The organism is Amycolatopsis sp. NPDC104587, assembly GCF_055583645.1.
Genome location: NZ_JBVJNO010000029.1, coordinates 1 through 18,310 on the forward strand (window position 1 = coordinate 1; position 18,310 = coordinate 18,310).

At 72.6% G+C, this 18,310-nt stretch carries 21 protein-coding genes and 1 pseudogene; 7 read left to right on the forward strand and 15 right to left on the reverse strand.

Translation table 11 applies throughout. The features are described from left to right. Positions 1-121 precede the first annotated feature (121 nt). The 4 genes from ACZ61C_RS47240 to ACZ61C_RS47255 form a co-directional block, all read right to left on the reverse strand. Positions 122-1,237 carry a family 2 encapsulin nanocompartment cargo protein terpene cyclase gene (locus tag ACZ61C_RS47240; protein WP_465314550.1) on the reverse strand — a complete coding sequence of 372 codons (1,116 nt, stop codon included), beginning with the start codon at positions 1,235-1,237 and terminating at the stop codon, positions 122-124. A 29-nt stretch (positions 1,238-1,266) separates the two neighbouring features. After that, on the reverse strand, positions 1,267-2,118 hold the full coding sequence (locus ACZ61C_RS47245; protein WP_465314551.1) for a geranyl diphosphate 2-C-methyltransferase: 852 nt from the start codon (positions 2,116-2,118) through the stop codon (positions 1,267-1,269). Positions 2,119-2,404: 286 nt separating this feature from the next. Continuing rightward, complete coding sequence (ligD, locus tag ACZ61C_RS47250) at positions 2,405-4,375, reverse strand: DNA ligase D (RefSeq protein ID WP_465314552.1); 1,971 nt, start codon at positions 4,373-4,375, stop codon at positions 2,405-2,407. 85 nt (positions 4,376-4,460) lie between these two features. Next, positions 4,461-5,018, reverse strand: coding sequence for a TetR/AcrR family transcriptional regulator (locus tag ACZ61C_RS47255; protein ID WP_465314553.1), 558 nt, complete (start codon positions 5,016-5,018; stop codon positions 4,461-4,463). 121 nt (positions 5,019-5,139) lie between these two features. Between ACZ61C_RS47255 and ACZ61C_RS47260 the strand changes: the two genes are divergently transcribed. Continuing rightward, the gene (locus ACZ61C_RS47260; RefSeq protein ID WP_465314554.1) at positions 5,140-5,844 is read left to right on the forward strand and encodes an alpha/beta fold hydrolase; all 705 of its coding nucleotides are present in this window, start codon (positions 5,140-5,142) and stop codon (positions 5,842-5,844) included. Positions 5,845-5,850: 6 nt separating this feature from the next. Here ACZ61C_RS47260 and ACZ61C_RS47265 read toward each other — a convergent pair whose 3' ends face one another. The 4 genes and pseudogenes from ACZ61C_RS47265 to ACZ61C_RS47280 form a co-directional block, all read right to left on the reverse strand. Continuing rightward, the gene (locus ACZ61C_RS47265) at positions 5,851-6,258 is read right to left on the reverse strand and encodes a DUF6892 domain-containing protein (protein WP_465314555.1); all 408 of its coding nucleotides are present in this window, start codon (positions 6,256-6,258) and stop codon (positions 5,851-5,853) included. Beyond that, positions 6,213-6,503: an enoyl-CoA hydratase/isomerase family protein gene (locus ACZ61C_RS47270; protein WP_465314556.1), complete on the reverse strand. Its 291-nt coding sequence runs from the start codon at positions 6,501-6,503 to the stop codon at positions 6,213-6,215. The genes ACZ61C_RS47265 and ACZ61C_RS47270 overlap by 46 nt, the downstream gene beginning before the upstream one ends. Before the next feature lie 79 nt (positions 6,504-6,582). Beyond that, positions 6,583-6,687 (reverse strand): annotated as a pseudogene (locus ACZ61C_RS47275) (enoyl-CoA hydratase/isomerase family protein); the annotation flags it as partial. After that, a complete protein-coding gene (locus ACZ61C_RS47280; RefSeq protein ID WP_465314557.1) occupies positions 6,684-6,821 on the reverse strand; it encodes a hypothetical protein in 138 nt (45 codons plus the stop codon). The pseudogene ACZ61C_RS47275 and the gene ACZ61C_RS47280, both read right to left, overlap by 4 nt. A 9-nt stretch (positions 6,822-6,830) precedes the next feature. Between ACZ61C_RS47280 and ACZ61C_RS47285 the strand changes: the two genes are divergently transcribed. Continuing rightward, the gene (locus tag ACZ61C_RS47285) at positions 6,831-6,995 is read left to right on the forward strand and encodes a hypothetical protein (RefSeq protein WP_465314558.1); all 165 of its coding nucleotides are present in this window, start codon (positions 6,831-6,833) and stop codon (positions 6,993-6,995) included. Between the two features lie 9 nt (positions 6,996-7,004). Further along, complete coding sequence (locus ACZ61C_RS47290; RefSeq protein WP_465314559.1) at positions 7,005-8,072, forward strand: WD40 repeat domain-containing protein; 1,068 nt, start codon at positions 7,005-7,007, stop codon at positions 8,070-8,072. Here ACZ61C_RS47290 and ACZ61C_RS47295 read toward each other — a convergent pair. Continuing rightward, positions 8,061-8,939: an RNA polymerase sigma-70 factor gene (locus ACZ61C_RS47295; protein WP_465314560.1), complete on the reverse strand. Its 879-nt coding sequence runs from the start codon at positions 8,937-8,939 to the stop codon at positions 8,061-8,063. The two genes, ACZ61C_RS47290 and ACZ61C_RS47295, sit on opposite strands and share 12 nt — an antisense overlap. Positions 8,940-9,085: 146 nt before the next feature. Here ACZ61C_RS47295 and ACZ61C_RS47300 point away from each other — a divergent pair, with 146 nt between their 5' ends. The 4 genes from ACZ61C_RS47300 (at position 9,086) to ACZ61C_RS47315 (ending at position 11,858) form a co-directional block, all read left to right on the forward strand. Next, on the forward strand, positions 9,086-9,559 hold the full coding sequence (locus ACZ61C_RS47300) for a carboxymuconolactone decarboxylase family protein (RefSeq protein WP_465314561.1): 474 nt from the start codon (positions 9,086-9,088) through the stop codon (positions 9,557-9,559). A 28-nt stretch (positions 9,560-9,587) separates the two neighbouring features. After that, on the forward strand, positions 9,588-10,205 hold the full coding sequence (locus ACZ61C_RS47305) for a class I SAM-dependent methyltransferase (protein ID WP_465314562.1): 618 nt from the start codon (positions 9,588-9,590) through the stop codon (positions 10,203-10,205). A 339-nt stretch (positions 10,206-10,544) separates the two neighbouring features. Further along, on the forward strand, positions 10,545-11,267 hold the full coding sequence (locus ACZ61C_RS47310; protein WP_465314563.1) for an ATP-binding protein: 723 nt from the start codon (positions 10,545-10,547) through the stop codon (positions 11,265-11,267). A gap of 177 nt (positions 11,268-11,444) precedes the next feature. Continuing rightward, positions 11,445-11,858: a hypothetical protein gene (locus ACZ61C_RS47315; protein WP_465314564.1), complete on the forward strand. Its 414-nt coding sequence runs from the start codon at positions 11,445-11,447 to the stop codon at positions 11,856-11,858. On the opposite strand, the gene ACZ61C_RS47320 is transcribed toward ACZ61C_RS47315, so the two are convergent. Genes ACZ61C_RS47320 through ACZ61C_RS47345 form a run of 6 tightly spaced genes read right to left on the reverse strand, consistent with a single transcriptional unit; the run spans position 11,849 to position 18,158 of the window. Beyond that, positions 11,849-12,049 (reverse strand): DUF2188 domain-containing protein, encoded by a 201-nt coding sequence (locus ACZ61C_RS47320; protein ID WP_465314565.1) that lies wholly within the window; start codon positions 12,047-12,049, stop codon positions 11,849-11,851. The two genes, ACZ61C_RS47315 and ACZ61C_RS47320, sit on opposite strands and share 10 nt — an antisense overlap. A 36-nt stretch (positions 12,050-12,085) precedes the next feature. Then, the gene (couO, locus tag ACZ61C_RS47325) at positions 12,086-12,952 is read right to left on the reverse strand and encodes a 4-hydroxyphenyl-beta-ketoacyl-CoA hydrolase (RefSeq protein WP_465314566.1); all 867 of its coding nucleotides are present in this window, start codon (positions 12,950-12,952) and stop codon (positions 12,086-12,088) included. 13 nt (positions 12,953-12,965) lie between these two features. Further along, positions 12,966-13,853, reverse strand: coding sequence for a 3-hydroxyacyl-CoA dehydrogenase NAD-binding domain-containing protein (locus tag ACZ61C_RS47330; RefSeq protein WP_465314567.1), 888 nt, complete (start codon positions 13,851-13,853; stop codon positions 12,966-12,968). After that, the gene (locus ACZ61C_RS47335; RefSeq protein ID WP_465314568.1) at positions 13,850-15,832 is read right to left on the reverse strand and encodes an acetoacetate--CoA ligase; all 1,983 of its coding nucleotides are present in this window, start codon (positions 15,830-15,832) and stop codon (positions 13,850-13,852) included. The genes ACZ61C_RS47330 and ACZ61C_RS47335 overlap by 4 nt, the downstream gene beginning before the upstream one ends. Continuing rightward, entirely contained in the window at positions 15,829-16,605 is a 777-nt protein-coding gene (locus ACZ61C_RS47340; protein ID WP_465314569.1) for a crotonase/enoyl-CoA hydratase family protein, read from the reverse strand. The genes ACZ61C_RS47335 and ACZ61C_RS47340 overlap by 4 nt, the downstream gene beginning before the upstream one ends. Continuing rightward, the gene (locus ACZ61C_RS47345) at positions 16,602-18,158 is read right to left on the reverse strand and encodes an acyl-CoA synthetase (protein ID WP_465314570.1); all 1,557 of its coding nucleotides are present in this window, start codon (positions 18,156-18,158) and stop codon (positions 16,602-16,604) included. The genes ACZ61C_RS47340 and ACZ61C_RS47345 overlap by 4 nt, the downstream gene beginning before the upstream one ends. Positions 18,159-18,310 lie beyond the last annotated feature (152 nt).

Sequence of the window (18,310 nt, forward strand, 5' to 3'; positions counted from 1 at the left end):
TCGTGGTGGCCAGGGTGCGGGCCGCGGCCCGTCCGAGGCTCAACGGCGCCTGTTCGGTCTCCACCGGGTCGGTGACAGTCACAGCGAGAACCACCCAATCAGTTGCTTCGGTCGGAACGGGTCACTGGTAACGGGGATTGGTGGCGTGCCAGGTGAAGCCGCCGCCCATCCAGGAACGCACACCCACGAGGAACCGCTGCAGCTCCGGCGACGGGACGGCCATCAGCTCCCGGTGGCCGTCCTCGAACTCGTGGACGATCTTGTTGTGCAGCTCGACGGTCGCCTCGACCGCCTCCTCGACCGGGCAGCCCCGGTCCGCGGCGATCTGCAGCACCATGTTGCAGACCGGCTTCTCGTCGGCGGCGTCTTTCGCCACCGAATGCAGGTCGTTGACCAGCACCGACGCCGTCCCGGCCCGCATCATCGCCTCCCGCACGCGCGGGTCGTAGTAGAACGGCGCGGCCAGCTCGTACCCGCCGACGGCGTCGACGAGCGTCATCGAGGTGTAGAAGCTGTCGTGCTGGCGGGCCGCCAGGTACTCCCACGCGGGCGGGTAACGGCCGGTGTGGCGCCACGCCGCGTAGGCGTCCCAGCTGACGAACATCGAGAACGTCGCGTAGCAGACCCGCTGCACCAGCACGGGGGAGCCGTGCCGGCCCAGGTGCCCGACCGCCGAGTGGAGCCCGACGAGGATCGGGTCCGCCCGCAGGGCTTCGTCGAGGGGCGCCGAGAACTCCCCGGCAGGCGCGACGGGGTCCATGGCCGCCATGACGAGCGCCAGGCGTGGCGGCAGTTCGGTCGGCGCCGCGCCCAGCGTGCTGTCGTCGGCGTAGTAGTCGTCGGCCGCCCACCAGACCGCGTTCAGCTGCGCGGCGACGAGCAGGCGGTCGGGGTCGTCGCAGTCGGGGTGGGCGAGCATCACCAGCCGGCCGAACCCGGCGCCGGCGATCTGGTCCAGGCCCGCCCCCGTGAAGCCGCAGTCCGCGGCCCACGCGACCAGCCGCCGGTCGACCTCGCCGGCGAGACCGTCGTCGACGCGGCCCACCACTGGGCAGTACAACGGCGACGCGCTGCCGTCACCCCACGGCAGGTACGCGTACGCGGGATCCTGCCCGGGCGCGGGCGCGAACTGCGTCGCGATCCGCGCCGCCGACGTCCCGAGGCCGAACGGTCCCGCCAGCAGCCCCGCGGCCCCGCCGGTGGTCCACTGTGGACACGCGGGTGCGGTTCCGGTCATGGTCGTCTCCCTCGTGACCGCCCCCTGCCTCAGACGCGGTCGGCGGCGATGAGCAGGTAGTGGAAGCTGCCTTCGCGATAGGCGGTCAGGAACGGCTTCTCGACGCCGGTGGCGACCGAGGACCGCTCCCGCAGCTCCCAGTACGGGATCGTGGCCGCCGTCAGGTCGACGACGTTGATCGGGACGAAACCGTTGTCGGACAACGCCTTGAAGTAGTCGCCGCGGGCGTGGATGTTGCAGATGTAGTGCTGGTCGATCTGGCTCACCGCGCGCGACCGGCCGCCGGTGACGTCGTTGTAGCACCCGGTGATGGTCACGTACCGGCCGCCCGGCTTGAGCTGCCGCGCGTGCTCGGCGAACAGCTCGTGCAGGTCGACGTACATCGTGCTCTCGTTGTTCCAGATGCCCTGGAAGATCCCGGACTCGAAGCCGGTGTCGAGCATGTTCCGCAGGTGGTAGCGCACCGAGCCGTCGATCCCGCGCTGCCGGACGTGCTCGTTCGCGAACCGCACCTGCTGCTCGGAGATGGAGATCCCGTCGACCTGGCAGCCGAAACGCTGGTGGGCCATCACGCTCGAGCCGCCGCGGCCGCACCCGGCGTCGAGCAGCCGGTCCGACGGCGCGACCCGGCCGAGGTGGTCGAGCAGGACGTCGGCCTGCGCCGTTTCGAGCCGGTGCATCTCCGCGATGATCGCCTGGTCGCGCGTGGCCTCCGGCGCTTCGAGCACGGCCGGGTCGTAGTCGCCGAGCCCGTAGTGGTGGTGGTAGAGACCGTCGACGTCGCCCAGCCGGAGGTTCACCGGATCCTTTTCCGCGTTCCAGTAGTCGGCGACCGACTGCTGGTACGCGGTGCGGGTCACGGGCTGGTCGGTAGCGGTCATCAGCGAGCTCCTCGTCCTTTTCCTTGGCAGGCAAGGGGATCGCCGGGCACCCCGGTGTCGTCCCCTCGCCGTCGACGCTAGCGAGGAGTGTTTCCGCTGGACAAGGAGCTTCACTCGCGCTCCGCGGGCCTTGCCCGTCTGGCCCAGCGGCGACCGTGCGCGCGGTGGTCCGTCACCCGCACCGGCCCCACGATCGGGATCGTCCGCACCCCGGACGGGGGACGGCCCGCGACAGCCGGTGTCAGGTGACTCCGAGGTTCGCCGGGGCAGCCTCCCGCCCGAGCGGCTAAGGCAGCGGCGCGCGGTGCTCGTCCAGGCCCACCAGCAGGTCACCGAGCTCGCCGACGCGGTCGAGGACCTCGTCCGCGGTGAACGTCAGGCGCAGCACGTGACGGCAGGCGCGGACCTCGTCCCACGTGATCGGCGTCGACACCGTCGGGTGGTCGCGCCCGCGGAGCGAGTACGGCGCGACGGTCGTCTTGGCCGGGTTGTTCTGGCTCCAGTCGATGAACACCCGGCCGCTCCGCTGCGCCTTGGCCATCACCGCGGTGACCGTCTCGGGCGTCTCCCGCGCCAGCCGCTGGGCGAGCTTCTTGGCGTACGCGGACGGCGCCGCGGGATCGTCGGTGCGGACGCCGCAGTACAGCTGCATTCCCTTGGAGCCGGACGTTTTCGCGTACGGCGTGAGCCCGTCCGCGACGAGGACGTCGTGCAGCCGTTCGGCGACGCGGGCGCAGTCGACGATCGTGGTGCCCGGGCCGGGATCGAGGTCGAACACCAGGCGGTCCGGCGGCTGCCTTTCGGCGCCGACGACCGTCCATTGTGGAACGTGGAGTTCGAGTGCGGCCATGTTCGCCGCCCACACCAGCGCCGGCAGCTCCTCCAGCAGCGCGTAGTCGATCGTGCCGCCGCTGCCGCGGGAGCCGGTGCTCGGCAGGCGCACCGTGCGCAGCCACCCGGGCGCGCCGTTCGGGACGTTCTTCTCGAACCACTTCTCGCCGCCGACGCCGTGGGGGTAGCGGATGAACGTCACCGGCCGCCCGGCGAGGTGCGGCAGCAGGACGGGCGCGACGCGGGAGTAGTAGTTGATCACCTCGCCCTTGGTGTACCCGTCGGCGGGGTAGAGCACCTTGTCCAAGTTGGACAGCGTCAGCCGGCGGTTGCCCGCCTGCACGGTGATCCGCTGACCGGCCGGCTCGGGCGGTGGGGGTGGCGGGTCGGCGACGGGGACCGCCCGCGGCGCGAGGACGTCGTCGGGCTTCTTGTCGGCCCGCAGGCCGCGCCAGGCGGTGTGGCGCACGCGCCCGGCGCGGGTGAACTGCCGGAAGACGATCTCCCCGACCAGCCGCGGCTCGACCCAGCGGGCGCGGACGGTGTCTTCGCGCGGCGGCGTCGTGACGAACGGGTGGGTCCGGCGTTCGAGGGGTGCCAGCCGCTCGACGAGATCGGCGCGCGCGGCCTGGGAAAAACCGGTGCCGACGTCGCCGATGTACACCAGGTCGCCGGAGTCCGGGTCGTGCGCGCCGAGCAGCAGGCCGCCGAGCGTGCCGGTGAAGCTGCGCTGGCCGGGCCGCCAGCCGCAGACGATGACCTCCTGCGTCCGGATCAGCGGGTGCTTGAGCCAGGAGTCCGGCCGCTGCCCGGGCACGTAGGCCGAGCTGCGCAGCTTCGCGACGACCCCTTCGTAGCCGGCGGACGCGGCGTGGGCGAGGAAGTCGGCGGGGGTGCGGCGGTCGGCGTCGAGCTCGTCGAAGGTCACCGCGCGGACGACGGACACGCGGTACGGATCGGGCATCGGCAGGCTTTCCAGCAGCTTGCGGCGCTCGTCGTAGGGCGCCTTGAGCAGGTCGCGGTCGCCGAGCCGGAGCAGGTCGAAGGCGAGGAACCGGACGGGGAGGTCGTCGAACGGCTTGGCCACGGTGGCGCTCTGGTGCCGGACGTACCGGCCACGGCGTTCCTGCATGAGCTCGAAGTCGATCCGGCCGTCTTCGCCGTAGACGACGACTTCGCCGTCGAGGTAGGCGGCCTGGCCGTCGAGCGCGGGGGCGAGGACGCCGGCGAGGTCGGCGAACTCGGCGGTGAAGTCGATGTTGTTGCGGCTGGTGAGCACGGTCGTGCCGGCCGGGCCGATCCGCATGGCCGCGCGGTAGCCGTCCAGTTTGTACTCGTAGGCCCACTCCGGGCCGCTGCGGAGCCGGCCGCCGTCGGCCTTGGCCAGCATCGGCTCGACCCAGGCCGGGACCTCGTGCTCAGCCATGCGCGACCTCCTCCGCGCCCAAGGTAACCCGTTCGGCCTAGTTTCGCCGGGTTCACGCAGGTCGGAAGGCTTGATACCCCCTGGCTCAGGCGGGGAGCAGGTCCTCCACCGCTCGGTGCAACGTCGCGCGCACCGTCTCCGCGTCGTCCAGCTCGCCGCCGTGCAAAGCGCCGTCCCGCAACAGGACCAGCACGCGGGCCGCGTGGTCGGGGTCCGGGTGGCCCGCGGCCGCCGCCCGGTCGTGGAGCACGCCGAAGAACCACGTGCGGTGGTCGTCGATCACCCGGCGGACCTGGTGGTCCGGGTCGGGGAACTCCGCCGCCGCGTTGAGGAACTGGCAGCCGCGGAAGTCTTGTCCGCACGTCGCGTCGCCGACGACGCCCAGTGTCGCGGCCAGCGCCTCCCGCGGCGGCTTGCCCGCGCTCACCGCTTCGACAGCCGCGCGGATCTGACGGCTCGTCGCCGTCAGGTAGACCGCCACCAGGTCGTCCTTGGTCGGGTAGTGCCGGTAGAACGTCGCCCGCGTGACCGACGCCTCCGACACCAGGCGCTCGACTCCCACCGCGTGGATGCCTTCGGCGTAGAACAGCCGGGACGCGGTCGCGAGCAGCCGGTCCTTCGGGTGCACCTCGCCGGACTTCATCCCGCGAGCATAGAGAAAGACTGATCGTTCTGCCAGATCGGCTTCGTCACATTGCGTCCGGGAGACCGGCGCGCCAGAGTAGCTAGCAGAAAGACCGATCATTCTCTCTAAGGAGCCAGCCATGAGCAAGCCCACCGTCGTCCTGGTCCACGGCGCGTTCGCCGACTCCTCCAGTTGGACCGGCGTCGTTTCGAGGCTGCAGGAACAGGGCTATCCCGTGGTCGCGGTGGCCAACCCGCTGCGCGGCGTGGAGTCCGACGCCGCGTACGTCGCCGACGTCGTCAAGGGTGTCGAAGGCCCGGTCGTCCTGGCCGGCCACTCCTACGGCGGCGCGCTGATCACGCGGGCGGCGACCGAGACGCCGAACGTCCGGGCGCTGGTCTACATCGCCGCGTTCCAGCCCGACGCGGGCGAGAGCGTCTTCGAGCTGTCCGGCCGCTACCCGGGCGCCAAGCTCGGCCCGGAGACCACGGACGTCCTGGTCCACAAGGGCGAGCCCGAGCTGTCCATCAAGCCGGCCGACTTCGCCGATGTCTTCGCCGCCGACGTCCCCGCGGCCACCGCGGCGGTCCTGGCGGTGACCCAGCGCCCGGTCGCGCAGCAGGCTCTGGCCGCCCCGTTCGAAGGCACCCCGGCGTGGACGAAGCTGCCCTCGTGGACGCTGGTGGCCAACCAGGACAACGCGATCCCGGCCCAGGCCCAGGAGTTCATGGCCGAGCGCGCGTCCTCGACGGTCCGGCACATCGACGCCTCCCACGCGGTGGCGGTGTCCCAGCCGGAGGTGGTCGCGGAGGTCATCGTGGCGGCGGCGACCGCCACGGAGTGAGCGCTCCTAGGCCGCTTCGACGCCGTGCGACGCCAGCTCGGCGCGGAGCGGCCCCAGGAACTCCGAGTTGACCACCCGGCGCAGGTGGGGGAGCAGGGCGAGGTCGGCCAGCGACGTGATGTCGAACAGGTCGTCCTCGCCGTCCCAGACCGGGCTGCATTCCTGGTACACCGAGAGGCCGCCGTCGAGGATCAGCTCGTCGATCGTGGCCAGCAGCGCGGGGCTGATCTCGAGGGCCTCGAAGTACTCGCGGGCCTCGGGTTGCACCTGGTAGGCGAGCCCCCGGTGGTAGGCGTGCAGCCAGGGGTCGCCGCCGGGGACCAGGTCGGCGAAGCGGAACGCCGGGGTCAGCATCTTGTCCTGGTACATCAGCTTGTCGACGACGACCAGCTTGAAGTTGAAGTCTTGGAACACGCCCGCAAGGTAACGCAGTCACCGCACCGCGAGGCGGCGGGCAGCACGTCGTCCGGCGGAACGACGCGGTTGACCAGGCCGTGCTCGAAGGCCTCGGTGGCGGTGAGGAGGTGTCCGGTGCTGACCAGCTCGAACGCCGGCTTGCGGCCGAAGTGCCGGACGAGCCCGGTCATCACGAGCGCCGGGACGATCGAGTGCTTGAGCTCGGGATAGCCGAACTTCAGGTCGGTCCCGGCGACGACCATGTCCGCGCCGGCCCGGCGCCGACCGCCGCGCCGCGTGCTCGGGCGTGAGGGAGGAGAACTCGCTGAGGTCGGCTCCGGCGCAGAAGCCGCGGCCGGCGCCGGTGAGCACCACCGCGCGCACCTCGCGGTCGGCGTCCAGGGTCAGGACGCGGACGGGTCCGCGGTCCTCGACGATGACGGTCACGGGTTCTCCTGGTTCGGTGCCAACGCGAAGCCGGCGCGGGCGACCATGCTGTGCAGCGGGCGGCCGAGGGCGTCTTCGCAGGCGGCCGAAGCCTTAGTGAGGAGGTCGGGGTCGATCCCGGTGTCGACGCCCATCGCGGCGTCGTGATGCTGGCGGTGGGCCGCCACTCCGACCGCACGCTGGAGCGGCGGTGGCACGCGGCGGTGAGCTGGCTGGTGGCCGCGGCCGCGATGCCGGCGCCGGCCTTCGACGGCAGCAGCGTCCTGGTGGGCGTGAAAGCGAAGGGCCTCAAGGAGAAACACCGCTAGGTTGGCGGGGTGACCCTCGAGACGACGGCTCGCGTTCCGGCCGGGCACCCGGTCGAACGAGTGCTGGCCCACCCGCGGCTGCCCCTGCTCGCCTGCCTCGACGACGACCGCCCGGCGGTGCACGTTCTCGACTACGAGGGCGGTGTGCTCGCCACGATCGGCGCCGACACCGCCGCCTACGACGCCGCCAAGCCGTGGGAACGGCACTGGCGGGCCCCTGCGGCAGCCTGGCATCCCGGCGAACCCGTGCTGGTGGTGGCGAACGAGGAGGGCACCCGGCGGTGGACCCCGGCCGGGATGTCCACTGTGGACTCCTCGGCGTACCACAGCCTGGCGTTCGCGCCGGACGGCCGTGCGCTGTGGGCGTCGCCGTCGTCGAGCGAGGAGCCGACCGCCTGGAACCGGTCCGACGTCCTCGACCTCGGGTCCGGCGCGCTCACCGCCGGGCCTCGGTGGGACACCGGGGTGGCAGCACACCCCGCCGGGGGACTGCTGGCCACGCTCCGCAGTGACCAGGGTGCCACCCTCGTCGTGTTCGCCGAGCCCGGTGCGGGGTCGGGGGTTCGCAGCCGGGCGCTGATCCTCGACGTCGACGGTTACGGGCCGCCGATGTTCAGCCCGGACGGGCGGTACCTCGCGATCACCGGCAACGCCTACGAGGACCTGCTCCAGGTGTTCGAGTTCCCGTCGCTGCGCCGGGTCCTGGCGACGGATCCCGGCCCGCGGCGGGCGGTCGCGTTCGGCGCCGGCGCGCTGTGGATCGGCGCGGCGGACGGGACGCTCCTCGGGATCGACCTCGACGGTGGGACGACCGTCGAGCACACCGTGTCCGGCTCGCCGGTGACCGCCCTGGCCGCCACCGGGACGGGCGGGCTGGTCGCCGTCGCGGGAGACGAGCTGGTGGTGCTCGGCAAGGCCGCCGAGCCCGATCCCGGTGCCGCGGTGGTGGCCGAGTTCCTGACAGCGACCACCGAGGTGTCCGATGAGGACGACCTCGAGCAGGTGCCGGCTGCGCTCGACCCGGAACCGACCTGGCTGCGGCTGCGGGCGGCGCTCGACGCGCGGTCAGCGCCGTAGTGTCGTCTCCGCTTCCAGCCGTGACAGCTTCTCGGGGTTGCGCACGGCGTACAGCCCGGTGATGAGCCCTTCGTCGAGGCGCACGGCCAGCACGGTGTCGACCGCGCCGTCGAGGCGGAGGATCAGCGCCGGGTAACCGTTGACGTCGGCCGCCCGCAGCGAGCCGGCGGCGAAGTTGCGGACGCCCGCGGTCAGCGCACGCGCGACCTCGTCCGCCCCGACGACCGGCTGCAGCACCGCCGGCACGATGCCCCCGCCGTCACCGAGGAACACGACGTCCGGCGCGAGGATGCCGAGCAGCTGCCGCAGGTCGCCGGTCTCCACCGCGTGCTGGAACGCCGCGAGCGCGTCCCGGGTCGCGGCCGGGGAGACGGCGCCGCGCGGCCGGCGCGCCGCAACGTGCGAGCGGGCCCGGTGGGCGATCTGGCGGACCGCGGCCGGACTCTTGCCGACGGTCGCGGCGATTTCCTCGTAGGCCAGGTCGAACACCTCACGCAGCACAAAAACCGCCCGTTCGGCCGGCGTGAGCGTCTCGAGCACCAGCAGCATCGCCATCGACACGCTGTCGGCCAGCTCGACGTCCTCGGCGACGTCGGGCGCGGTCAGCAGCGGCTCGGGCAGCCACGGGCCGACGTAGGACTCCTTGCGGCGGCCGAGCGTCCGCAGCCGCATCAGTGCCTGGCGAGTGGTGATCTGGACGAGGTAGGCGCGCTGGTCGCGCACGTCGGCGAGGGTCACGCCCGTCCAGCGCAGCCAGGTCTCCTGCAGGACGTCCTCGGCGTCGGCGGCCGAGCCGAGCAGCTGGTAGGCGACGGTGAAGAGCAGGTTGCGGTGCGCGAGGAACGCGTCGGTGGCGGGGTCGGCCATGGGGTGGCTCCTCTTCGGGTCGCCGCGGAGTTTCCCACCAGATGCCGGCGGCGCGCGCGGTGTGACGGTGACGGGCGTCACTGTCACGGAACCGGGGTGGCCCGGCATCTCGTGGTCGTCGAGTTCCCGATGAATGAGGACGAACCATGGAACCCCGTTTCACCCTGACCGACAACGAGATCGGCCTCAAGTTCGCCAAGCGGTTCGGCACGGCGAGCCAGGCGATCGTCCAGTCGTCGCTGCCGAAGGTCGTCCAGGAGCTGGTGTCGCTGCGCGTCAGCCAGATCAACGGCTGCGGCTGGTGCGTCGACGTCCACACGAAGGAGCTCGCCGGCGCCGGTGAGCCGGCGGTCCGGATCAACCTGGTCGCCGCCTGGCGCGAGGCCACGGTGTTCACCGAGGACGAGCGGGCCGCGCTGGCGCTCGCCGAGGAGGGCACCCGCATCGCCGACGCCGCCCCCGGCGTCTCCGACGACACCTGGGCGCGGGTGCGCAAGCACTTCGACGACGACCGGACCGCGGCGCTGGTCGCGCTGGTCGCCCAGATGAACGCGGCCAACCGGCTCGGCGTGATCCTGCACCAGCAGGGCGGCTCGTACGAGCTCGGCATGTTCGGCTGACGGCTCCCCGGCGTGGTTGGCTGGGGGCATGGCGAAGGCCGAGCGGTGGCGGCGGTACTGGGACCGCAAGTCCGGCAGCTACGACGCGGAGATGGGCGTCTGGGACCGCCGCCTCTTCGGCGACTCACGGGAATGGGCCTGCGCGCAGGCCTCGGGCGAGGTGCTGGAGGTCGCCGTCGGCACGGGGCTGAACCTGCCGTTCTACCCGGCCGAGGTGAAGCTCACCGGCCTCGACCTCAGCGCGGGAATGCTGGCGCTGGCCCGTTCGCGGGCGGCCGGGCTCGATCGCCCGGTGACGCTGCGGGAGGGGAGTGCGCACGAGCTCCCGTTCCCGGACGCGTCGTTCGACACGGTGCTGTGCACGTTCGGCCTGTGCGCGATCCCGGACCCGGCGACGGCGGTGGCGGAGATGACGCGCGTCCTGCGCCCGGACGGGCGGCTCGTTTTGGTCGACCACGTGGTGTCTTCGGTCTGGCCGGTCCGGGTGATGCAGTGGCTGGTGGAGCTGGCAAGCGTGCCGCTGGCAGGCGAGCACTTCCGCCGGCGGCCGCTGAAGCTGGTCGAGGCGATGGGGCTGCCGGTGGAGCGGCGGGAGCGGTTCAAGCTGGGGCTGGTCGAGCGGCTGGTGGCCCGGAAGGCCGGCTGAGCCGCCGCTGCCGATACGACGCCTGCCGGCACGCATCGGAGCACCCGATCCAAGGTCGGCTCAGCACGGCGGGAACCGCCTCCGCCGGGACACAAGAACGCCCATTCACGGAACACGCCACGTGATACCTACGTTTGTGACGCGTCAGCTGAACAGCTTCGCCAACGGGCTCTCGTCCAAGCCATCGAGCAGCGCGGCAACGTCGTCATAAGTCGCGATCGCCTTTGTCCCAGTGGATACCCCACGCCGGCACCGCCGAAACGACCGTGTTTGAGCGGTTCCGAACCGGATATTCGACCGGGTGGCCGGGTTTTCCGGCCACGAGGAGGTTGGTCACCGATGCTTGCCCGGCGGAGTTCGGTGCGGGTCGTTCCCCACCACGGCGCGACGACGACGGCCTCGGTCACGGGGGTGCTCGACCGGACCACCTACCCGCAGGTCCGCGACGGCCTGCTGAAGATCGCGGCCGAGGCGGCCGACGGCTTGCTGATCGACATCCGCGACCTCGACATCCCCGACCCCGAGCCGGCGGGGGTGTTCCTGCTCGTGGCGCTGCGGGTCGGGGACTGGCCGGCCGTCCCCGTCGCCGTCGTCACCGGACGCCCGGAACACCGGGCGGCGCTGGACCGGCGCCTGCTCGTCCACCCGGACGTCCCCACGGCGGAAGCCGCGCTGGCCCGGCCCGTGCGGCGGCTGGCCGCGAGGCTGGTCGCCCGGTCGCCGTTCGCCTCGGCGCGCGCCCGCCGGTTCGTGCGGGCGACCTGCGCCGAGTGGCGGGTGCCCGAGCTGGCCGAAGACACCGAGCTGGTCGCGACCGAGCTCGTCGAGAACGCCCTGCGGCACACCGATTCGGTGCCGCGGCTGCGGCTCGACCTGCGGTGCGGACGGCTGAGTGTCGAGGTGGCCGACGAAAGCACGCGCCCGGCCGTGCTGCGCGAGGGGCTCGACCTGATCGAGACGGGGCTGGGCCTGCGGATGGTCACGAAGGTCTCCCGGACGTGGGGGAGCAGCCGCGCCTGGTCGGGCGGCAAGACCGTCTGGGCCGTGCTGGCCCGCGGGTGAGGGACCTGCGTCACGTCCGGGAACACCACCGCTTTCCGCGCGTTGTAACGGATGTCCGCTTCCGCTCGCAGGTAACCCCCAGCCTTCGCCGAGCGGGAGCGGATTTTTGTCCACAGTGGAATCCGGTTGTCGGCGCCGACGGCGGGTATCCGGTCCTCTTCGCCGGAGGAGACCGCCATGGCCCACCCGCTGCCGTGCCGAGCGCTGTTCGAACTGCTGACCTATGACGGCCAGGTGACCCACCCGGCGCTCTTCCTGCAGCCGGACGACCCGTTCGACCACCTGAACCTCTTCCGGCTGCTCGTCCCGGCCGGCCTCACGCTGCCCGCGCCGTGGGAGTGGCGCAGCGGGCTCTGGCCGTTCAGCGTCCAGTGCCGCCTCGAGCTCAGCGGGGACCCGGAGACGGCGACGGTGCTGGCGCACGACCGGTCCGTGACCGCCGGCCGGCCCCCGGCGGCGTGGACCGAGCTCGCCCGGAGCGCGGGCCGGGTGCTCCTGGTCCTCCTGCCGCCGGAAGACGACTTCGAGGAGATCACCGTGCCGGCCCGGCGCGGGGCGTGGCTCGCCGGCAGCGTCGAGGTTCAGCGGTAGTTGCGCTCGGTCTCGACGTCGCCCTCCGGGGTGTGGACCACGTGCCCGACCCGCCGCTTCTTCGCGATCAGCCGGCCGGACAGCACGGCGTCGGTGCGCCGCGGCGAGGTGTTGGACGCGCGCACGCCACCCTCGACGCGGTTCTTCCAGAGCCCGTCTTCGAAGTAGGTGTGCACGTCGCCTTCGGCCATACCGCCCGGATGCCCGCGGACGGACCGGGCAAACGTTCAGGCCAGCCCGAGCACCCGGACGGCGTTGTCCTTGAGGATCAGCGGCCGCACCTCGTCCTTCATCTCGAGCGCGGCGAAGTCGGCGAGCCACCGGTCCGGGGTGATCACCGGGAAGTCGGAGCCGAACAGCACTTTCCGCTTCAGCAGCGTGTTCGCGGCGCGGACCAGCTGCGGCGGGAAGTACTTCGGCGACCAGCCGGACAGGTCGATGTAGACGTTCGCCTTGTGCGTCGCGACCGAGATCGCTTCGTCCTGCCACGGCACCGAGGGGTGCGCCAGGATGATCGTCAGCTCCGGGAAGTCGGCGGCGACGTCGTCGAGCAGCATCGGGTTCGAGTACCGCAGCTTGATGCCGTGCCCGCCGGGCAGGCCCGCGCCGATCCCGGTCTGCCCGGTGTGGAACAGCGCCGGCACACCGAGCCCGGCGATCGCTTCGTACAGCGGGTAGTGGCGGACGTCGTTCGGTTCGAACGCCTGCAGGCTCGGGTGGAACTTGAACCCGCGCACGCCGTGCTCGGTGACCAGCCGCCGCGCACGGTGCACGGCGGCCTTCCCGGCGTGCGGGTCGACCGAGCCGAACGGGATGAGCACGTCCGGGTGCTCGGCGGCCGCGTCGGCGATCTCCTCGCTCGACAGCGCGGGGTGCCCGGTCGCGGCCGGCGCTTCCACCGTGAAGACGACCGCGGCCATCTTCCGGGCCCGGTAGTGCTCGGCGATCGTGGCGACCGTCGGCGTGCGGTCCTGGCCGGCGTGGAAGTACTTCGCGGACGCGTCCAGCAGGTCCTGGTCGAGCGCGAAGCAGCCGTGGCCGTCCTGTTCGACGTGGGTGTGGACGTCGATGGCGGTCAGTGCGGAAAGGTCCATGGGAGCTCCGGCTTCAGGGCAGGTCGGGCTGCGCGGCCTTGGCGGCCAGCAGGTGGTCGAGGACGGCGTCGCGCGCGGCGACGAGGGAACGTTCGTCGGCGCCGGCCAGCTCGGCGTCGACCCCGGCGACGAGCGTCTCGGCGAGCTCCGGGGTCAGGTGGACGCGGCCGAGGTCGCGCCACCACTCTTCGGTGGGCGGCCCGAGGTGGCGCAGGACGTGCGCCAGCCCGCCCGCGCCGCCGGAGAGGTGCTGGTTCAGGAACGGGCCGAGCACGGCCCAGCGCAGGCCGGGCCCGTACGCGATCGCCGTGTCGATGTCGGCGACCGTCGCGACCCCGCGTTCGACCAGCGAGTAGGCCTCCTGCCACAGGGCGGCCTGGAGCCGGTTCGCGACGTGCCCGGGCAGCTCGCGTGCCAACCGGATCGGCCGCTTCCCGACCGAGGTGTAGAACTCCACGGCCCGGTCGACGACCTCGGGCGCGGTCTCGCGGCCCGGCACGACCTCGACGAGCGGGATGAGGTGAGGCGGGTTGAACGGGTGCCCGACCACGACCCGCTCGGGATGGCGCGGGCAGCCGCGCGCGATCACGCTCGGCAGCAGCCCGGACGAGCTGCTCGCCAGGACCACGTCCGGCCGCGCGGCTTCGTCGAGGACGGCGAACAGCGCATGCTTGACGTCTTCGCGCTCAGGACCGTTTTCCTGCACGAAGTCCGCGGCTGCGGCCGCTTCACCGGCGTCGGCGGTGAACCGCAGCCGATCCGCGCCTTCGAGCGCACTGCGCAGCCGCTCTTCGGCATCGGGCGCCGGATCGGTCGCGACGACGTCGAGGCCGTGCGCGAGGAACAGCCTCGCCCAGCTCACGCCGATGACACCGGTGCCGACCACCGCGACGGTGCTCACGAGAGCGCCCCGAACGGGTCGAGGGCGGCGGGATCGGCCAGCACGTCCCGGCCGACGACGTCCTCGGCCCGGGCGCCGAGCAGCAGTTTCTTCACCGGCAGCTCCAGCTTCTTCCCGGTGCGGTTGCGGGGGACCACCGGGACGGCGGTGATCGTGTCCGGCACGTGCCGGGGCGACAGCGCGCCGCGCAACGCCGTGACGATCTTGCGGCGCAAGGGATCGCCGAGGACCGCGCCGTCCCGGAGCACGACGTAGAGCCGCAGGTCGCCGTGGCCGCCCGCGGGGTCTTCGAGGTGCACGACGAGCGAGTCGTCGATCTCCGGCAGCTCCTCGACGACGGCGTAGAACTCCGCGGTGCCGAGCCGGACGCCGCCGCGGTTGAGGGTGGCGTCCGAGCGGCCGGTGATGACACAACTGCCGCCGGGGGAGAACCGGATCCAGTCGCCGTGGCGCCAGACACCGGGATAGGCGTCGAAGTACGTTTCGCGATACCGCGAACCGGTGGTGTCGCCCCAGAACCCGACCGGCATGGACGGCATCGGGGCGGTGATGACCAGCTCGCCGAGCTCCCCGGTCAGTTCGGCGCCGTGCTCGTCGAACGCCTTCGCGGCGACGCCGAGGCAAGGCCCGGAGATCTCGCCGGCCAGCACCGGTTGCAGCGGGCCGCCCTGGACGATCCCGCCGCACACGTCCGTGCCGCCGCTGCCGACGTTGAGCAGCACGTCCGGTCCGAAGACCTCCCGCACCCAGTGGTATCCCTCGGCGGGCAGCGGGCTGCCCGCCGCGCCGATCTGCCGGAGCGCGGTCAGGTCGTACGACGCGGCCGGGTCGAGGCCCGCTTTCCGGCACGCCATCAGGAAGCCCGGGCTCGCGCCCATCAGCGTCGCGCGGGTCTCGGCGGCGAGCCGCCACTGCCAGGCCAGGTCCGGGTGCAGCGGGTGGCCGTCGACGAGCACGACCGACGCGCCGGTGAGCAGCCCCGACACGAGCGCGTTCCACATCATCCAGGCGGTGGTGGAGAACCACAGCATCCGGTCGCCCGGGCGCAGGTCCCAGCTCAGGCCGTGATTTTTCAGGTGCTCCAGCAGGATCCCGCCGTGGCCGTGCACGATCGCCTTCGGCTTGCCGGTGGTGCCGGAGGAGAACAGCACGCACAGCGGGTGCGCGAAGCCGACCGGCTCGAACCCGGGCACGCACGCCTTCGGGGGTTCTGGGTGGCGGAGCCCCCGGCTCGGGCCGAAGGCCCGGATGTCACTGCTCTCGGTGAGCAGGTCGCGCCAGGCGAGCGTGCCCGGGAGGTCGTGGTCGCCGTAGGGGACGTGGACGACGTGCTCGACGGTGGGCAGACCGGCGCGGATCTCGGCGACCTCCGCGCGGCGGTCGACGTCTTTGCTCCCGTAGCGGTAGCCGGCCACGGTCAGCAGGACCCGCGGTTCGATCTGGCCGAACCGGTCGACCACCGAGCGGGCGCCGAACTCGGGCGCGCAGGAGGCCCAGACCGCGCCCACGCTGGCGACCGCGAGATGGGCGACGACGGTTTCGGGAATGTTCGGCAGGTACGCCACGACCCGGTCGCCGCGGCCGACGCCGAGCCGGATCAGCCCGGCGCGGGCCCGCGCGACCTGGTCGCGCAGCTGCCCCCACGTCAGCTCGACGCGGTCCCGGGTCTGCGAATACGCGATGACGGCGACTTCGTCGGCAGGACCGCCGAGCGCGTGCTCGGCGTAGTTGAGGGTGGCGCCGGGGAACCACTCGGCGCCGGGCATCCGCCGGTCCGGCAGGACGCTCGACGCGGCGGAGTGGAAGCGGACGCCGAAGAAGTCCTTGATCGACGTCCAGAAGCCGTCGAGGTCGGTCACCGACCAGTGGTGCAGCGCGGCGTAGTCGTCGAAGGCGTGGCCGCGGGCGGCGAGCCAGCTCAGGTAGCGGCCGATCTCGGTGGTCTCGCGGACGTCGGGGGCGACCGGGCGCAGGATCATCGGCCCACCTTCCCGCCGCGGCCGTCCAGGAATGCCCGCATCCGTTCCTTCGCCTCGCCGCTGCCGCCGGCGACGGCGGCCATCAGCGACTCCATCAGGTAGCCCTCGGCCGGGTTGGCCTCGGCGATGCGGGGCAGCGCCTGCAGCACGGCGAAGTTCGTGACCGGCGAGTTCGCGGCGATCCGCCGGGCCAGGCCGAGCGCGTGCTCGAAGCCGTCGTCGACGCGGTAGTGCGACAACCCGGCGGCGTGGCCTTCGTCGGCGTCGAGGACCCGGCCGGTGAGCATCAGGTCGGCCATCCGGTGCGCGCCGATCAGCCGCGGCACCCGCACCGACGCGCCGCCGCCGACGAACAGGCCGCGCTGGCCCTCCGGCAGCGCGTAGAACGCCGACGGCTCGGCGACGCGGATGTGCGCGGCCGCCGCCAGTTCCAGCCCGCCGCCGACCACCGCGCCGCGGAGCACGGCGACCACCGGGACGCGCCCGCGTTCGAGCCGCTCGAAGGCGCGGTGCCACATCATCGAGTGCTCCAGGCCCTCGAAGACGTCCCGTTCGGTCAGCTCGGAAAGGTCGAGCCCGGCGGAGAAGTGGTCACCGTCCGCGGCGAGCACCACGGCCTTGACGCCTGGCGGCGGCGCGCCGAAGAACGCTTCGAGGCCGAGGACGGTGGCGTCGTCGAGCGCGTTGCGCTTCGCCGGGCGCGAGAGCCACAGCACGGCGACGTCGTCCTTCAGCTCCAGGCGCAGGGAAGGGGGCAGGAGAGCGGTGGTCATGCGGGTCCGTTCGGGAAGGTTTCGGCGGCGCGGGCGCGCAGTTCCACGCGGCGGATCTTGCCGGTGGCGTTGCGCGGCAGCGCCTCGGTGAACTGCACGTGCTTCGGGACCTTGAAGCGGGCGAGGTGCCGCTCGAGGTGGGCGCGGAACGCCGGCGCGTCCAGCCGCGCGCCGGGCCGCAGGACGACGTAGGCGGCGCCGACCTCGCCCCAGCGTTCGTCGGCCACCCCGACGACGGCGCACGCGTCGACCTCGTCGAGCCGGAGCGCGGCCGCCTCCACCTCGGCGGGGTAGACGTTCTCCCCGCCGGAGATGATCAGGTCCTTGACCCGGTCGACGACGTGGGCCCAGCCGTCCTCGTCGACGCGGACGACGTCACCGCTGCGGAACCATTCGTCGCCGGCGAAGCTCGCGGCCGACTCCTCGGGCCGGCTCCAGTAGCCGCCGAAGACGTGCGGGCCGCGCACCAGCAGCTCGGCGGGCGAGCCGCCCAGCGGTTCCGGCGTGCCGTCCGGGCCGAGCGCGGCCACGTCGGTGAAGAAGTGCGGCACCCCGGCGGCGACCGGGTGGTCGAGCGTGCCTTCGTGGGTGGCCATGGAGACGCCCGGCGCGGCTTCGGTCATGCCGTAGCCCTGCAGGAGCCTGACCCCGCGGTCGAGCCAGGCACGGGCGACGCGTTCGGCGACCGGCGACCCGCCGTAGAGCACACAGGTCAGCGAGCCGAGCTCCGTGCGGTCCCAGTCTTCGTGCCGGCACAGCATTTCCAGCATCGTGGGGACGGCGGAGAAGCTCGTGATCCCGGCTTCGCCGATCCGGCGGAGGATCGCGCCGGGCTCGAACTTCGCGACCGGCTCGACGCTGCCGCCCTTGAACAGTGTGGGCAGCGTGATCTGGCCCAGCCCGACGCAGTGGAACAGCGGCGCGATGCACAGCGCTTTGTCGGTGCCCAGGACGTCGAGGTGGGCGAGCTGGTTGACGGTGTTCCAGGTGAGGTTCCCGTGGGTGAGCACCGCCGCCTTCGGCCGTCCGGTGGTGCCGGAGGTGTAGAGCAGCAGGCAGGGATCCTCCAGCCGGACCCCGGCCGACGGCGGGGTCCCGCCCGCCGCGAGCTCCGCCTCGAAGTCCAGCCCGCCCGCCGGGCCCGTCGCCAGGACGTGCCGCACGGTCTCCGGCAGCGGGCCGGCGTCGCGCACGAGCGGGTCGGTGTCCGGGCTGTGCACGAGCACCGAGGCGCCGCTGTCGTCGAGCATGTACCGGACTTCCGTGCCGGAGAGCCGGTAGTTGAGCGGGACGAACAGGGCGCCGCAGCGCGCGGTGGCGAAGAGCGTCTCGAACACGGTCAGGGCGTTGACCCCGAGGTAGGCCACGCGGTCGCCGGGGCGGACGCCGAGCCGGGCGAGCGCGCCGGCCAGCCGCTCGACGCGGTCGGCGAGCCCGGCGTACGTCAACGTGCGGTCCGGTCCGACGAGTGCGGTGCGGCCGGGGGAGATCCGGGCCCGCCGCGCGGGCCAGCTGCCCAGGCCGAAGTCGGCCGGGCCGGGGGAGCGGGTCACGGCAGTCGCCTCCTTCACGCCGGTGACAGGGTTCCTGTTGCCACACCGGGAGTTCCTTCGCGGTCGCGGCGGAGCTCCGGAAGACTGGATATAAGGAACCCTGATACGTGTCAGGATGCGCAAGGCCGGCGTCGCTGTCAAGGGACGCTGGA

Excerpts from the sequence above, each read along its gene's own strand:
- ACZ61C_RS47240 (WP_465314550.1), bottom strand. The coding sequence starts at position 1,237 with ATGACCGGAACCGCACCCGCGTGTCCACAGTGGACCACCGGCGGGGCC.
- ACZ61C_RS47245 (WP_465314551.1), bottom strand. The coding sequence starts at position 2,118 with ATGACCGCTACCGACCAGCCCGTGACCCGCACCGCGTACCAGCAGTCG.
- ligD (WP_465314552.1), bottom strand. The coding sequence starts at position 4,375 with ATGGCTGAGCACGAGGTCCCGGCCTGGGTCGAGCCGATGCTGGCCAAG.
- ACZ61C_RS47255 (WP_465314553.1), bottom strand. The coding sequence starts at position 5,018 with ATGAAGTCCGGCGAGGTGCACCCGAAGGACCGGCTGCTCGCGACCGCG.
- ACZ61C_RS47260 (WP_465314554.1), top strand. The coding sequence starts at position 5,140 with ATGAGCAAGCCCACCGTCGTCCTGGTCCACGGCGCGTTCGCCGACTCC.
- ACZ61C_RS47270 (WP_465314556.1), bottom strand. The coding sequence starts at position 6,503 with ATGGTCGTCGCCGGGACCGACCTGAAGTTCGGCTATCCCGAGCTCAAG.
- ACZ61C_RS47280 (WP_465314557.1), bottom strand. The coding sequence starts at position 6,821 with ATGGGCGTCGACACCGGGATCGACCCCGACCTCCTCACTAAGGCTTCG.
- ACZ61C_RS47295 (WP_465314560.1), bottom strand. The coding sequence starts at position 8,939 with ATGGCCGACCCCGCCACCGACGCGTTCCTCGCGCACCGCAACCTGCTC.
- ACZ61C_RS47300 (WP_465314561.1), top strand. The coding sequence starts at position 9,086 with ATGGAACCCCGTTTCACCCTGACCGACAACGAGATCGGCCTCAAGTTC.
- ACZ61C_RS47305 (WP_465314562.1), top strand. The coding sequence starts at position 9,588 with ATGGCGAAGGCCGAGCGGTGGCGGCGGTACTGGGACCGCAAGTCCGGC.
- ACZ61C_RS47310 (WP_465314563.1), top strand. The coding sequence starts at position 10,545 with ATGCTTGCCCGGCGGAGTTCGGTGCGGGTCGTTCCCCACCACGGCGCG.
- ACZ61C_RS47315 (WP_465314564.1), top strand. The coding sequence starts at position 11,445 with ATGGCCCACCCGCTGCCGTGCCGAGCGCTGTTCGAACTGCTGACCTAT.
- ACZ61C_RS47320 (WP_465314565.1), bottom strand. The coding sequence starts at position 12,049 with ATGGCCGAAGGCGACGTGCACACCTACTTCGAAGACGGGCTCTGGAAG.
- couO (WP_465314566.1), bottom strand. The coding sequence starts at position 12,952 with ATGGACCTTTCCGCACTGACCGCCATCGACGTCCACACCCACGTCGAA.
- ACZ61C_RS47335 (WP_465314568.1), bottom strand. The coding sequence starts at position 15,832 with ATGATCCTGCGCCCGGTCGCCCCCGACGTCCGCGAGACCACCGAGATC.
- ACZ61C_RS47340 (WP_465314569.1), bottom strand. The coding sequence starts at position 16,605 with ATGACCACCGCTCTCCTGCCCCCTTCCCTGCGCCTGGAGCTGAAGGAC.